This window comes from Aquidulcibacter paucihalophilus (genome assembly GCA_030285985.1).
Lineage (GTDB): Bacteria > Pseudomonadota > Alphaproteobacteria > Caulobacterales > Caulobacteraceae > Brevundimonas.
On record CP127384.1, the window covers coordinates 102,061 to 115,800 of the forward strand.

Below are 13,740 nucleotides of genomic sequence, written 5' to 3' on the forward strand. Positions count from 1 at the left end.
TGACCACAGGTCTAGGACCGGTCGTCTGAACGGGCCGCGAGGTCGTCGTTCATCCGGCGTTCATCCGGAAACGGCCTTGCCAAGGGCGGTTCGCTCAGCCGAACATGGGTATCGAACAGGGGAGACGCCGGTGGCGAGGCTGGTGCGGAGCAGCGTGATCGGACTGGCGCTGGCGGCGACGGCGGCCTGCGCCACGGCCCAGGACCGGCCCGCGCCCCAGCAGCCGCCTCCGGTGACCGCGCCAGCGCCGCCCCCGCCACCTCCACCCCCACCACCGCCGCCTCCGCCGCCCGCCGACGTCCGCATCTCCGCCCCCTCCACGCTCGACGCTGTGGCCGACATCCTGTCGCGCGAGACCGACGCCGAAGCCGCGGCGGCGGCCCTGATCGTCCTGACCAATGAGCGGTTCACGGCCGGCGACCTGCCGGGTGCGGAGGCCGCCATCGCCGCCGCCGTCCAGGTGGTGGAAACGCGGTTCGGCCCGGAAGGGACCCCGGTCGGGCGGCCACTGACGGTACGGGCGCGGCTGAAGCTGGAGCAGGGCGACTATGCCGGGGCCCTGGCGGACATCGACCGCACCCTCGCCCTGCTGGATCGGGAGGCCGCGCCGGACCCGGTGCACCGGGCGACACTGATCTATGATCGCGCCCGGGCCTTTGACTTCATGGGGCGCAATGAGGAGGCGGAGGCGGCGGCCCGGGCCAGCCTGGCCCTGCGCCGTGAACATCTGGGGCCGGTGCATGAGAAGACCGCCGACAGCCTGAACCTGGTCGCCAACGCCCTGACCGCCCAGGGCCGGCACGCCGAGGCCGATCCGCTCTACCGGCAGGTCCTCGGCATGTATGAGGTGCTGTACGGGCCGACGGACTATCACGTGGCCATCGTGCTCTCGAACCTCGGCAACTCCCTTCGGCGCACCGGTCGGGCGCATCAGGCGGCGCCGCTGTATGCGCGGGCGGTGGCGATCGCGGAGCAGGCCGGTGATCCCGTGCTGCTGGCCCAGTGCCTGACCAACCAGGGCTGGTTCCTGCATGTGACGGGGGACGGCGTGGCCGCCGAGCCGGCCTTCCGGCGGGCGCTGGAACTGGCGCTGGAGATCGTCGGGCCGGACCATCCGTTCACCGGCAATGCGCGCGCCAATCTGGGCTTCGCCCTGTCCGACCAGGGCCGCTGGGCCGAGGCCGAGGCGCCGTTCCGCGAGGGGCTGGCGGCCTATGAGGGCGGGGTGGGGGCGGACAGCCCCGACCTGCTGGAGACGATCGAGGGCTATGCCGCCGTGCTGGACCAGCTGGGCCGCGCCGGTGAGGCGGAGGCGCTGTACCAGAGGGCCCTGACCATCGCCTCGACCCGCCTGCCGCCGGCCCATACCGACGCCATGGACGGGGCCCAGAAGCACGCCGGCTTCCTGATCCGGCAGAACCGGCCGGACGAGGCGCTGCGGCTGGTGCGGGCCGAGCTGGGCGATCTGCTGGGGCAGGACGGCCGCGGCCGCGACTGGCGCACCCGCGTGCGCGGGGCCCGGCCGCTGTTCGCGCGTCAGGTCGAGGCCGGCTGGACCCTGGCGGCCGCGGCGGACTGAAACCCCGCTGAAATCCTGCCCTGCCGCGCTTGACGGTGGCGGTGCCTGTCCCTATTTGCCGCTCGCGTTAGCACTCGGACCCGTTGGCTGCCAATCGGCCGCGCCGAGGCTGAATACAAACTTTGGGAGACAGACAAATGGCGTTTCGTCCGCTCGGCGACCGTGTGCTGGTAAAGCGCGTGGAAGAGGAATCCAAAACCAAGGGCGGGATCATCATCCCCGACTCGGCCAAGGAAAAGCCCCAGGAAGGCGAAGTCGTCTCGGTCGGGCCCGGCGCCCGCGATGAGGACGGCAAGCACGTCGCCATGGACCTGAAGGCCGGCGACCGCATCCTGTTCGGCAAATGGTCGGGCACCGAGGTCAAGATCGACGGCGAAGACCTGATCATCATGAAGGAATCCGACGTCCTGGGCGTGCTGTCCTAAGCACCCGCGTCTGATTTCCGTTTCAAAACCAAATATTTAGGAGCTGCCAGATGGCTGCCAAACAGGTTATGTTCTCCACCGACGCGCGCGAAAAGATGCTGCGCGGCGTCAACGTCCTGGCCAATGCGGTCAAGGTCACCCTCGGTCCCAAGGGCCGCAACGTCGTGATCCAGAAGTCCTTCGGCGCCCCGCGCTCGACCAAGGACGGCGTCTCGGTGGCCAAAGAGATCGAGCTGGAAGACGCCTTCGAGAACATGGGCGCCCAGATGATCCGGGAAGTCGCCTCCAAGACCAATGACAAGGCCGGCGACGGCACCACCACCGCCACCGTCCTGGCCCAGTCGATCGTCCAGGAAGGCCTCAAGGCCGTGGCCGCCGGCATGAACCCGATGGATCTGAAGCGCGGCATCGACAAGGCGGTCACCGCCGTCCTCGCCGACATCAAGGCCTCGAGCCGCAAGGTCTCCGCCAACTCCGAAATCGCCCAGGTCGGCACCATCTCGGCCAACGGCGACAGCGAAGTCGGCGACATGATCGCCAAGGCCATGGAAAAGGTCGGCAACGAAGGCGTCATCACGGTTGAGGAAGCCAAGACCGCCGAGACCGAACTCGACGTCGTCGAGGGCATGCAGTTCGACCGCGGCTACCTGTCGCCCTACTTCATCACCAACGCCGACAAGATGGAGGTCCAGCTCGAGGAGCCCCTCATCATGCTGCACGAGAAGAAACTCTCGTCGCTGCAGTCGATGCTGCCGATCCTGGAAGCCGTGGTCCAGTCGGGCCGCCCGCTCCTCATCATCGCCGAGGACATCGAGGGCGAGGCCCTGGCCACGCTCGTCGTCAACAAGCTGCGTGGCGGCCTGCGCGTCGCCGCCGTCAAGGCTCCGGGCTTCGGCGACCGCCGCAAGGCCATGCTGGAGGACATCGCCGTCCTGACCGGCGGCACGGTGATCTCGGAAGACCTCGGCATCAAGCTCGAGAACGTCACGATCGACATGCTCGGCAAGGCCAAGAAGGTCACCATCACCAAGGACGACACCACCATCGTGGACGGCGTCGGTGAGAAGGACGCGATCGAGGCCCGCATCGGCCAGATCAAGGCCCAGATCGAGTCCACCACCTCGGACTACGACAAGGAGAAGCTGCAGGAACGTCTGGCCAAACTGGCCGGCGGCGTCGCAGTCATCCGCGTCGGCGGCTCGACCGAGGTCGAGGTCAAGGAGAAGAAGGACCGCGTCGACGACGCCCTGAACGCCACGCGGGCGGCCGTTGAAGAAGGCATCGTCCCCGGCGGCGGCATCGCCCTGCTGAAGGCGACCAAGGCGCTGGAAGGCCTGAAAGGCGACAACGCCGACCAGACCGCCGGCATCGCCATCATCCGCCGCGCCATCCAGGCCCCGATCCGTCAGATCGTCGAGAACGCGGGCGTCGAAGGCTCCATCGTCGTCGGCAAGGTGCTGGAAAACCCCTCGGCCACCTTCGGCTTCAACGCCCAGACCGAAGAATACGTCGACATGATCAAGGCCGGTGTCATCGACCCCGCCAAGGTCGTGCGCACCGCCCTGCAGGACGCGGCCTCCGTGGCCGGTATCCTGATCACGACGGAAGCGGCGGTTGCCGATGCGCCGAAGAAGGCGGCCGGTGGCGGCGCCGGCGGTGGTGATATGGGCGGCATGGGCGGCATGGGCGGGATGGACTTCTAGTCCGCGCTCAGTCGTTAGGCTGAACGAACAAGAGGGGCGGGGCCGCGAGGCTCCGCCCTTTTTGTTTGTCCGGCGTTGGCAGATCGCAACTTTGGCGCAGCCCGCCCGGATTGAGAGTGCCCGGCCGCTGATGGCGCTATTGCGCTCTTGCGTCATGGGTTGAATATTTGAGCATGGACAACCCTGGCCAGCCCGGTCCCGACCAGCTTCAACTGTTCGACGCCCCCGTCGAGCCGGAGAAAGAACTCGGCACGCCTCCCCGCCCGTTTAGCAACTACATTGTCTACGTAGACGAGAGCGGCGACCACAGCATGGTTTCTATAGACGACAGCTATCCGGTCTTTGTGTTGTCGCTATGCATTTTTAGCAAGAATTACTACGTGAATTCAGTCGTTACGGCGCTGGAGGAGTTCAAGTTCCGCAGTTTTGGCCACGACATCGTGATTTTGCACGAACGAGATATTCGAAAGGAAACCGGGCAGTTCAGGTTTTCTGGCCCCAAGGAAAAGAATCGCTTTCTGGGCGCGCTATCCAGGATCATCGAGGCGAGCAAATTCATCCTGATAACCGCCGTCATCGACAAGAAGCGGATGAGGGATAGAGGCGAGGTTGCCGACAACCCTTACCACGTCGCGCTCCGGTTTTGCCTGGAGCAGCTCCGCGAGTTCCTGGCTGAGAAAGATCAGCTCGCCGCACAAACCCACATTGTCGTCGAGTGCCGTGGAAAGAAAGAAGATGCCGAACTTGAGCTGGAGTTTCGCAGGGTTTGCGACGGCGCGAACAAGTTCGGCGTGCCGCTCCCATTTTCAATAGTCTTCGCCGACAAGAAGGCGAACTCGTCGGGCCTCCAGCTGGCAGACCTGGTGGCCCGACCAATCGGCCTCAGTGTCGTCAGACCCGATCAAGCCAACCGGGCGTTTAACATACTGAAAGAAAAGTTTTTCTGCAGGGGCGGACGAGCGAACGTTGGCAACGACTACCAAGGCGTCGGCTATCTGATCCACCCGGAGGCTTAAAAAGCGAAAGGCCCCGGTGAACCCACCGAGGCCATAGCGCCGACCGGGATCCCCCAATCCACTTGACTCTCAAGATAACTCGTGAATTGGCATCGCGCAATGGAACGTCTCCAGAACCTGGAGATATTTTCCGTGATGTTCCGCTTATGGGCCGGGAGCCGATTCGCGGACAGAACGCCAAGGAGGCCGGGATGATTGGCCGCGACCACACGACTTTCGCCGAGCCCCTGGCCCATCCGGGCGCGCATCTGCGCGAGGATTTCCTGCCCGACTACGGCCTGACGCCCGGCGCCTTGGCCAAGGCCATGGGTCTGAAGGACCGGACGCGGATCGAGCGGGTGGTGCGCGAACAGCAGCCGGTGACCTCGGACACGGCCCTGCGGCTGGCGCGGGTGTTTGGGACCACGGCAGAGTTCTGGATGAACCTGCAGACGCAGCATGACCTGTCGAAGGCGGCGATTGCGGCGCGGGATGAGCTGGCGAAGATTGAGCCGTTGCGGGCGGCGTAGGGGGCCTTGGACTAGCGTAGCTGAGGCGGCGCGGCGAGGTCCCAAGCATCAAGGTGAGCAAGCAAGATTGCCCGTTCCCTTATCTTCTCGGGATGGACCGGCACCCGGGGTTTGGGTGAGCCTTCGAGTTCGACATAGACCTTATTCTCCTTGCGCACGCCGCCGTCCCGCTTGGTCCCCCGATAGTACTGGCCGATATTGGTCTGAGCAGCCTGCTCCGCAGTGGCCACGGGCAGGACAACCGCGTGGTATTTGCTGGGCGAATAGACTCCGACCAAGACGATGACGTCAGCCCTGAGCGCTGCTTCCGTCTTCCCGTTGAACATCGGGACGGTGCCAGCCACGATCTCTTTCGTGCAGTAGCCATACTGAACCGCGCGACGAGCACCCGATTTCAGGCTTGTGCCCTTCACTTGCACGTTGAAGCTCTGGCCGGCCTTCGACGCGATGAAGTCCACGTTGGCGAACGTCTTCGACGTGTAGGCGAGATCGATGATGTGATAGCCGCGCGATTCCAGCTCGTTCATCACGATACGTTCGGCGATCCGTCCGACGTTGACTCTTGCGACCTTCATGTTCACCTCTGGATTGTAGAACGGAAATACTAGAACGAGAATCTGACATGGTATACGGGCCGAAGCCGCGGCACCGGAAACACTAGTTTGTATCTGGACGTGACGGGGGCCCGGTTTTCCTCGGATGAGCAGGGGAGTGTCGGAGCCGTCCGACCCGGCGCGCCTCAAGGACGCTGCGCGCCGCTCGCGCGGCAGGCCGGGACGGCCTGTCCTTGACCCGCACCGGGTCGGGCGACCGGGGCTGGGCGTGTCGGGCGCGCGGGGCGCGCCGAGGTTTGGGAACTGGATCTTTGGATCCGCTCATCCCGGCGAAAGCCGGGACCCAGTTCTGTCCAGCGTGACACCGGTGTTTCAGGACGAGCGGGCGTGTCCGAGGCTCGGGCTGAGGTCACCCAAAGCACTGGGTCCCGGCTTTCGCCGGGATGAGGGGAGAGTGGTGCGGTCGTCGTCGGATCGCATGCGATCCTCCTCCACCCCTCCACCATCCTTCGCCTGCGGCTTCGGATGGTCCCCCTCCCCATCGCAAGCGACGGGGAGGAGACACGGTGGTTCCTACTGCGCCGGGCGGACTTCGACCGGCAGGCCGAGGGCTTCCAGCTGGGGCTGGACGACGGAGGCGTCGCCGACGACGACCCAGACGAACTGGCCCGGGTCGATGGCGGCGCGGGCGGCGGCGTCCATCTGTTCGGCGGTCAGGGCGCGGGTGCGGCTGGCCAGGGTTTCCTGGTAGTTGTCCGGACGGCCGTAGAGGGCGTTCGAGCGCAGGGCGCCGAGGATCTGGCCCGAGGTCTCGAAGCCGCCGGCCAGGCCGCGGGTGTCGCCGTTGACGGTGCGGTCCCGCTCGGCGGCGGTGACGCCGTCGGGGCCGAGGAAGCGCTCGTACTGGGCGATCAGGGCAGCGATGGACTCACCCGTGCGATTGGCCTGGACCGGGGCGTTGACGATGTAGGGGACGCGGTGCTGGAGCGTGTTGATCGAGCCGCGCACGCCGTAGGACCAGCCCTTGGTCTCGCGCAGATCGGCATTGATCCGCGACAGGAAGTCGGTGCCCAGCACGGTGTTGGCGGCCTGCAGGGTCAGCAGGTCGTCGGTGCCGGAGACGCCGAGGACCGCGCCGCCATAGATGATCGATTGCGGCGATTGCGGCCGGTCGATCAGGACGATGCGGGCGGTGGTGGCGGGGATGTCGGTCGGGAAGGCCTTGGTCCCGCGCGGGGCGGCGGGGGCGCGCCAGTCGCCGAAGGCCCGCTCCAGCCGCGGGGTCAGCTCTGACAGCGGCAGGTCGGAGACCACGAAGATGCGGGCATTGTCGGGCCGGACCCATTCGGCGTGTTCGGCGATCAGGTCCTCACGGGTGAGGGCGCTGATGGTCTCGGGCGTGCCGGTGCCGCCGAAGGGACGGCCATAGGGGCTGGCCTCGCCATACATCAGCGGCGGCAGGGCGCGGGCGGCGATGGCCGCCGGCTGGGTCCGCTCATTGGCCAGGCCGGCGAGGCGCTGGGCGCGCAGACGCTCGACCTCGGCCGGGGCGAAGGCGGGGTTGCGCACCATGTCGGAGAGCAGGACCAGCGAGGGATCAAGGTTGGTGGTGACGGCGGTCAGGCTGGCGGCGGTGCGGTCCATGGAGGCGCCGACATTGACCGAGGCGCCGAGCCGTTCCTGGGCCTCGGCCAGGGCGTTGGAGTCGCGGGTGGTGGTGCCTTCGCTCATCAGCGTCAGCATCATCGAATGGACGCCGAGGGCATCCGCGCGATCGGCGGCATAGCCGGCGTCGAACTCGACCGCCACGCGGGTGACGGGGACGGTGGTCGACTGCGCATAGACGATCTCGACGCCGTTCGAGAGGGTGGCGCGCTCGACGTTCGGGAAGTCGAGGTTGGGGACGTCGCCGATGGTCGGCATGGGGTCGCGGGCGACGCGCTGGATCTCGGCGGCGGGGACCGGGGTGGCGCCCGAGGGGGTGGCGGCGGCCTCGACATAGGCCTCGCGCTCGCCGGGCTCGACGATCTGGCTGTAGACCGGGCGGCTCAGCCAGCGCTGCATGGCGTCGCGCACCTGGGCCGGGGTGACGGCGGCGTAGGCGGCCAGTTCATGGCGGTAGAAGTCGGGGTCGCCGGCATAGAGCTGGCCCTCGGCGAGGACCGAGGCCTTGCCGTTGACCTGTTCCAGACCCTGGATGGTGCGGGCGGCATACTGGGTGACGACGCGGTCGATCTCGTCCTGGGTCGGGCCGTTGGCCATCAGCTCGGCGAGGACGGCGTCCATCCGGGCCGAGACGGCGGCGACGTCACCGCCGGGGCGGACATTGGCCGAATAGTTGAAGAAGCCGAGGCGGTGGAAGGCCTGGGCCCCGGCGCTGACCGAGGAGGCGGACTGGTCGCCGCGCACCAGGGCGTTGTCGAGCCGCGAGGACTCCAGACCGCCGAGGATGGAGGCGCCGACGGCGAGGGGCACGGCGTCCGGGTCGAGCATGCCGGGGACGACCCAGGCGCGGCTGACGCGGGTCTGGGCGACGCGGTCGCGCAGGACTTCCTCGACCGGGGCGGCGAGGGTCGGGATGTCGGCGGCGGCGGGGACATTGACCGGGCCGCGGGCGATGGAGCCGAAATAGCGGTCGGCGAGGGTGCGGGCGGTGGCCTCATCGATGTCGCCGGACAGGACCAGCACGGCGTTGTTGGGCCCGTAGTTGTCCCGGAACCAGTTGCGCACGGTCTCGAGGCTGGCGGCGTCAAGGTCGGCCATCGAGCCGATGGTCGAGTGGCGATAGGGGTGGCCGACGGGGAAGAGGGCGTCCTGCTGGGCGTAGGACGACAGGCCGTAGGGCTGGTTGTCGCGCTGGCGCTTCTCGTTCTGGACGACGCCGCGCTGCAGATCGAGCACCTCCTGGCCGACCTGGCCGAGCAGGAAGCCCATGCGGTCGCTCTCGAGGAACAGGGTCTGTTCGAGGGCCGGGGTGGGGACGGTCTGGAAATAGTTGGTGCGGTCGAACCAGGTGGTGCCGTTCAGGCCGGTGGCGCCCGCGGCGCTCATGGCCTGGATGTGGCTGGTCGGGGAGTTCTCGGAGCCGCCGAACATCAGGTGTTCGAACAGGTGGGCGAAGCCGGTGGAGCCGGCGGGCTCGTCCTTGGAGCCGACATTGTACCAGATGGACACCGCGACCACCGGGGCCTTGCGGTCCTCATGGACGATGACGGTCAGGCCGTTGTCGAGCTGGAAGCGCGACCAGGGGATGTCGACGCGGGCGACCAGGTCGGCGACCGGCGCGCCCTGCAGCGGCGCGGCCTGCGGCAGGGCCGGGGCGGAGACGACGGCGGCCGGGGCCGATCCCGTGTCGGGCGACAGCGCCCAGACCGAGGTTGCGGGCGCGATGACCGCGAGAATGGCCGCGAGCGAGACGAGACGACGACGCATGGAGAACACCCCTGATGACTGACGGTCGTGACCATAGCCGGGGCGTTCAGACACGCAATGCCCGGCGCGACCGCCTCAGCGCGCCGCGACCGTTTGTCCGGGGGGCCTCAGTCCTCGAGCGGCGGCAGGCCGGCTTCCTTGCGGGCGGCGGCGGCGGCTTTTTTCTCAGCCTTGGCGGCGGCCTTCTCGGCGGCCTTCTTGGCGTCGGCGCGATCGCGTTCCTGACGCTCGAAACTGTAGTTGGGCTTTCGGGCCATGGGCGGCTCCTTCTTTATTGTTGGCGCTACCGCGCTTCGCGCTGCTGGAGCGCAGGAGGCGCTAGGCCAGCGCCGTGTGGGCACAGGGTGGGGCAAGCGGGTCGCCGGGGCAACCATTGACGGTCAATCGACGGCGATGACCTCGACGACCTGTCCGGCGACGACCGCTTCGTCGCCGACCCGTTTGTTCATCAGGGCGACGGCGAGGGGTGAGACATGGCTGACCGAGCCGGCGGCGGGGTCCGCCTCATCCTCGCCGGTGATGCGCCAGGTCTGGGTGCGGCCGTCGGCGCGTTCGAGGGTCACGGAGCCGCCGAAGCGGACCCGGCCGTCGGGTTCGGTCTCGACCAGCTGGGCGGTGGCGCGGCGGGCGGACCAGTAGCGCAGGTCGCGGGTGGCGCGGGCCATGGCGGTGCGGTCGGCCTCGATGGAGCCGTGGGCCTGGGCGGCCGAGTAGGCCGCGCGGGCCGAGGCCAGGGCGGCCTCGATCAGGGCCAGTCCCGAGGGAGTGACCAGATTGGGATGGGGCGAAATCGGACGGTCGGGAAGGTCGGCGGCCGTGGCCTCCAGATCTTCCTCGCGGGTAAAGGCGACGCTCATGGGGGATGAGCGTATGCGGGTTTGGGGGGTTCCCGGAGCGATATTTCACCCACCCCCGCTTTCGTCATCCTCCGGCGAGCCAGCGAGACCGGGGGACCCAGCGGCGCCGAAGGCGATCTTTGCAGGCAGGCTGGGTGAAGCAGCCGCGCGCTCGACAGCTTCGCGCTCTCGCGCGCCGCTGGGTCCCCCGGTCTCCGCGGCTGCGCCGCTTCGCCGGAGGATGACGAAAGCAAAAAGGGGGCGTCGGAGGCGGGACATGATACTGGCTGCGCGATGACCGACACGAAGACAGTTCACATCATCGGGGCCGGGCCCGCCGGGCTGATGGCGGCCGAAAGGCTGGCGCGAGCGGGCGTGGCGGTGGTGGTGCATGAGGCCATGCCGTCGGTGGCGCGGAAATTCCTGATGGCCGGGCGGGGCGGATTGAACCTGACCCATTCGGAAGACCTGGCACCCTTCACCGGCCGCTATGGCGAGGCGGCGGGCGTGGTCGCGGCCTGGCTGGAGGCCTTCTCGCCGACGCATCTGATCGGCTGGGCCGAAGGGTTGGGGCAGGCGACGTTCACGGGCTCGTCGGGAAGGGTGTTCCCGCGGGCGATGAAGGCCTCGCCCCTGCTGCGCGCCTGGCTGGGACGGCTGGCGGAGCTGGGCGTCGAGGTCCGGACGCGGTCGCGCCTTGTCGGCCGCCGCGACGGCGGCTGGGTGTTCGAGACGCCTGACGGCGAGCGGGTCGAGACGCCCGATGCTGTGGTGCTGGCGCTGGGCGGGGCCAGCTGGCCGCGGCTGGGGTCGGACGGCACCTGGCGGGACTGGCTGCAGGCGGAAGGGGTGGCGGTCGAGCCCTTCCGGCCGTCGAATGTCGGCTTCGACGCGGCCTGGTCGGAGATCTTCGCGGACCGGTTCGCGGGGCAGCCGCTGAAGCCGATCGCCCTGACGCACGGGGACCGGACGGTGCGGGGCGAGGCCATGGTGACGCGCTACGGACTCGAGGGCGGGGCGATCTATGCCCTGTCGGCGGGGCTCAGGGACGCGATCGGGCGGGACGGGTCGGCGGCCCTGACCGTCGACCTGCGGCCCGACCTGACGGTCGAGGCGCTGGCGGGGCGGCTGGCGAAGCCGCGCGGCAAGGACAGCGCGACCAACTGGCTGCGGAAGGTGGCGGGGCTGTCGCCGGCGGCGGTGGGACTCTTGCGCGAGATCCCGGGCGAGTTGCCCGCGGGCGCGGACAAGCTGGCGAAACGGATCAAGGCCGTGCGGCTGACCCTGACCGGGGTGCAGGGGCTGGCGCGGGCGATCTCCTCGGCGGGCGGGGTGCGGCTGGACCAGGTGGATGCGGCGCTGATGCTGACCGCCCTGCCCGGCGTCTTCGTGGCCGGCGAGATGCTGGACTGGGAGGCGCCGACCGGGGGCTATCTGCTGCAGGCCTCGATGGCCTCGGGGGTGGTGGTGGCGGACGGGGTGCTGGGATGGCTGGAGGGGCGGCAGGGTCCGCTTTCGGGCTGAGCCGGCGCGCCTGAGCCCGGGGCGGGTCGGAACGGTCGTCGCCTCATGGCCAAGGCGTTGTGTTGCAGAGTGGACCGCCTGAGCCGACAGCGATAATCAACTGTGTATCTCCAACGAACAGGCTGCGATGGCTCCCCCTGATATGCGAACCCTGGCCGCTGTCGCCGGCCTGCTTATTTGCGCATTCATGTTGGCGTCGCTTGTCAGCACCGACTTCCGGCGGTCGGGCCGCAAGATTGCCGCGCGCGGAACCGTCATGGGCCATATGGCGAGCCTCGAGGACGGGGTCCGTACCTATGCCGCGATTGTCCGCTATGAGATCGACGGCAAGTCCTTCGAGCAGATCGATGACGTCTGGTGGCCGTATCGTACGCCCAGGGAAGGTGCCGCGGTGCGACTGCTGTTTCCTGTCGGACACCCGGAACTCGCCTACCGGCCGCGACCCTGGTTGCGGGTCCTCACCTACGCGTTGGTCGGGACCCTCGGGGCCGTGATGATCGCTATCCTGTCAGGGGGCGTTTGAACGCCATCCAGCCACGGCCATGAAACGAGCGGTGGTCGCGAGGCGAGTCTCACCGACTGACGCGGTCCGCTTTCCGCCTTTGGCCCACCGTCCGCTCCCGACCCGTTGCGCACATTCAGGCCGCTATTCCGCGCCACGCTCAGCGATCTGCTTCTTCATGCGATGTCGTGCCCAGAGGGCGACCGGAACCGTCAACACCAGGAATGTGACCACGGTCGCACCGAGCCCGTCTGCGAACCTCCAAGCGAGGAAAGCGCACCAGCCGATCCAGAGCGGCCAAACGATCCAAGGGCTGACTTTCATGTCCTCGGTCCGTATCGCACGACACGTCCGCTTTCCACCTTTGGGCGACCGTCGGCTCCCGACCCAAAGCGGACCTAGGGGCGCTTGAACCGTGACGGCGTCGAGGTGATGGTGAGTTGGGGGAACTGCCATGTTTCGACGAGACGCTTTTGCACTCATCGCCGCGGCATTGGTCGGGAGCGTCATCGCGGTCTATGCGAGCTTTGCGGGCACCCCGTTCTTTCCGGCGTCTTTGCAGACCACAGTGGGGGAGTGCCCTGAGGACGAGTATTATCCCGCTCATAGGCGGCCGGTCCTCGAACCCGACGAGGCTTCGTGGTTTGGCCATCAGTTGATGGCTCTGCATGAGGAGCCGCTCTTTGGGGGCAGCACACCCCAACGACCGACCCTCCGGTTCACGCTTCTGGCTGACATCTCAACAGCGACGGTCCGGGTGACGGAAGTCGAAGGGGGCCGTCTCCATCTCACCGCCAAGTGGATGCGCCCCTGCAAGGACGCGAGCGGATGCGTCGTACACAAGCTTTTGTCACCCGAGGAGGAGGCGCGACTGGAAGCCGCGGTGGAGCCTCTGCTGCGCACACCGCCCTATGGCTGTTACAGGCCGGTCGACAGCGGCAGCGCCATCCTGGAGGCCCGCGGTCGAGACACCTACCGTCTGTGGCACCAAACGGCATCCGCCAACGGTGATGTCGGCGCGGCTGGTCTGGTTGCTCTCGAAATCGCGGGATGGTCGCTCGATGATGCACTTGGACTGCCTGCTCAAGATCCACGGCGGACTGGTTAAGAAGGCCAAGGGCTTCAGGTCGTTGGAGAGTCGGCTATTCGGCGCTATCCGCGAGACCGCTTCCGACCCGTTGCGGACGTTGGTCCGAGGGCAATGCATAGCTTCACAAGCTGGCGACGTTTGGCCCGTAGGCCGGAAGTGGTGTTAGGTCGCTCCATGATCAGGACTGGCCTTCGAGTGCTACTCGCGCTGGCAGTAATTGCCGCATGGTCGCTGATCGCGTTTCACTACCACTTGCCTGTGTGGTTGTTCGCCGCCGTGCTGGTGGGACTGAACGTCGCCGCGATTGCGTGGTTCGAGATCACAGGCCGGCGGGATAAAGCCAGCGATGCGGATTAACGTCCGCTGTCCACCCTGGACGGCCGTCGAATCCCGGCCCGAAGCGGACTTTACCCATGATCAATCGAAGCGTTCAGTGAAGCTATGGGTGCGGAAATCCAGACCGCATCTGCTGCAATAATCCGGGTTGTAAGAATGGTGCATCCTGCTGCGTCGCTCCCGGCCCTTCCTGTCGGTTCTTACCCGACCGGAAGTGGCCAATCCGCACCTTGG

At 67.5% G+C, this 13,740-nt stretch carries 13 protein-coding genes; 9 read left to right on the plus strand and 4 right to left on the minus strand.

The features are described from left to right. Nucleotides 1-130: 130 nt before the first annotated feature. The 5 genes from KB221_00605 (at nt 131) to KB221_00625 (ending at nt 5,232) form a co-directional block, all read left to right on the plus strand. Nucleotides 131-1,579 carry a tetratricopeptide repeat protein gene (locus KB221_00605; protein WIY69539.1) on the plus strand — a complete coding sequence of 483 codons (1,449 nt, stop codon included), beginning with the start codon at nt 131-133 and terminating at the stop codon, nt 1,577-1,579. Nucleotides 1,580-1,716: 137 nt separating this feature from the next. Further along, nucleotides 1,717-2,004, plus strand: coding sequence for a co-chaperone GroES (gene groES, locus KB221_00610; GenBank protein ID WIY69540.1), 288 nt, complete (start codon nt 1,717-1,719; stop codon nt 2,002-2,004). A gap of 50 nt (nt 2,005-2,054) precedes the next feature. Next, on the plus strand, nt 2,055-3,707 hold the full coding sequence (gene groL, locus KB221_00615; GenBank protein WIY69541.1) for a chaperonin GroEL: 1,653 nt from the start codon (nt 2,055-2,057) through the stop codon (nt 3,705-3,707). Between the two features lie 173 nt (nt 3,708-3,880). Beyond that, nucleotides 3,881-4,723 (plus strand): DUF3800 domain-containing protein, encoded by an 843-nt coding sequence (locus KB221_00620; GenBank protein ID WIY69542.1) that lies wholly within the window; start codon nt 3,881-3,883, stop codon nt 4,721-4,723. 191 nt (nt 4,724-4,914) lie between these two features. After that, nucleotides 4,915-5,232, plus strand: a complete 318-nt coding sequence (locus KB221_00625) for a HigA family addiction module antitoxin (GenBank protein WIY69543.1) — start codon at nt 4,915-4,917, stop codon at nt 5,230-5,232. An 11-nt stretch (nt 5,233-5,243) separates the two neighbouring features. On the opposite strand, the gene KB221_00630 is transcribed toward KB221_00625, so the two are convergent. The 4 genes from KB221_00630 to greA all read right to left on the minus strand — a co-directional run bounded on the left by KB221_00630 (nt 5,244) and on the right by greA (nt 10,075). After that, nucleotides 5,244-5,813, minus strand: a complete 570-nt coding sequence (locus tag KB221_00630; GenBank protein WIY69544.1) for a hypothetical protein — start codon at nt 5,811-5,813, stop codon at nt 5,244-5,246. Nucleotides 5,814-6,359: 546 nt separating this feature from the next. After that, complete coding sequence (locus KB221_00635; protein ID WIY69545.1) at nt 6,360-9,218, minus strand: pitrilysin family protein; 2,859 nt, start codon at nt 9,216-9,218, stop codon at nt 6,360-6,362. 107 nt (nt 9,219-9,325) lie between these two features. Further along, on the minus strand, nt 9,326-9,475 hold the full coding sequence (locus KB221_00640; GenBank protein ID WIY69546.1) for a hypothetical protein: 150 nt from the start codon (nt 9,473-9,475) through the stop codon (nt 9,326-9,328). A 123-nt stretch (nt 9,476-9,598) separates the two neighbouring features. Beyond that, nucleotides 9,599-10,075 carry a transcription elongation factor GreA gene (gene greA / locus KB221_00645; protein WIY69547.1) on the minus strand — a complete coding sequence of 159 codons (477 nt, stop codon included), beginning with the start codon at nt 10,073-10,075 and terminating at the stop codon, nt 9,599-9,601. Nucleotides 10,076-10,348: 273 nt separating this feature from the next. Here greA and KB221_00650 point away from each other — a divergent pair, with 273 nt between their 5' ends. The 4 genes from KB221_00650 (at nt 10,349) to KB221_00665 (ending at nt 13,527) form a co-directional block, all read left to right on the plus strand. Further along, nucleotides 10,349-11,578 (plus strand): TIGR03862 family flavoprotein, encoded by a 1,230-nt coding sequence (locus KB221_00650; GenBank protein ID WIY69548.1) that lies wholly within the window; start codon nt 10,349-10,351, stop codon nt 11,576-11,578. 187 nt (nt 11,579-11,765) lie between these two features. Next, nucleotides 11,766-12,101 carry a hypothetical protein gene (locus KB221_00655; GenBank protein ID WIY69549.1) on the plus strand — a complete coding sequence of 112 codons (336 nt, stop codon included), beginning with the start codon at nt 11,766-11,768 and terminating at the stop codon, nt 12,099-12,101. A gap of 433 nt (nt 12,102-12,534) precedes the next feature. Then, the gene (locus KB221_00660) at nt 12,535-13,188 is read left to right on the plus strand and encodes a hypothetical protein (GenBank protein WIY69550.1); all 654 of its coding nucleotides are present in this window, start codon (nt 12,535-12,537) and stop codon (nt 13,186-13,188) included. Nucleotides 13,189-13,365: 177 nt separating this feature from the next. Next, nucleotides 13,366-13,527, plus strand: a complete 162-nt coding sequence (locus KB221_00665) for a hypothetical protein (GenBank protein WIY69551.1) — start codon at nt 13,366-13,368, stop codon at nt 13,525-13,527. The last annotated feature ends 213 nt before the right edge of the window (nt 13,528-13,740 follow it).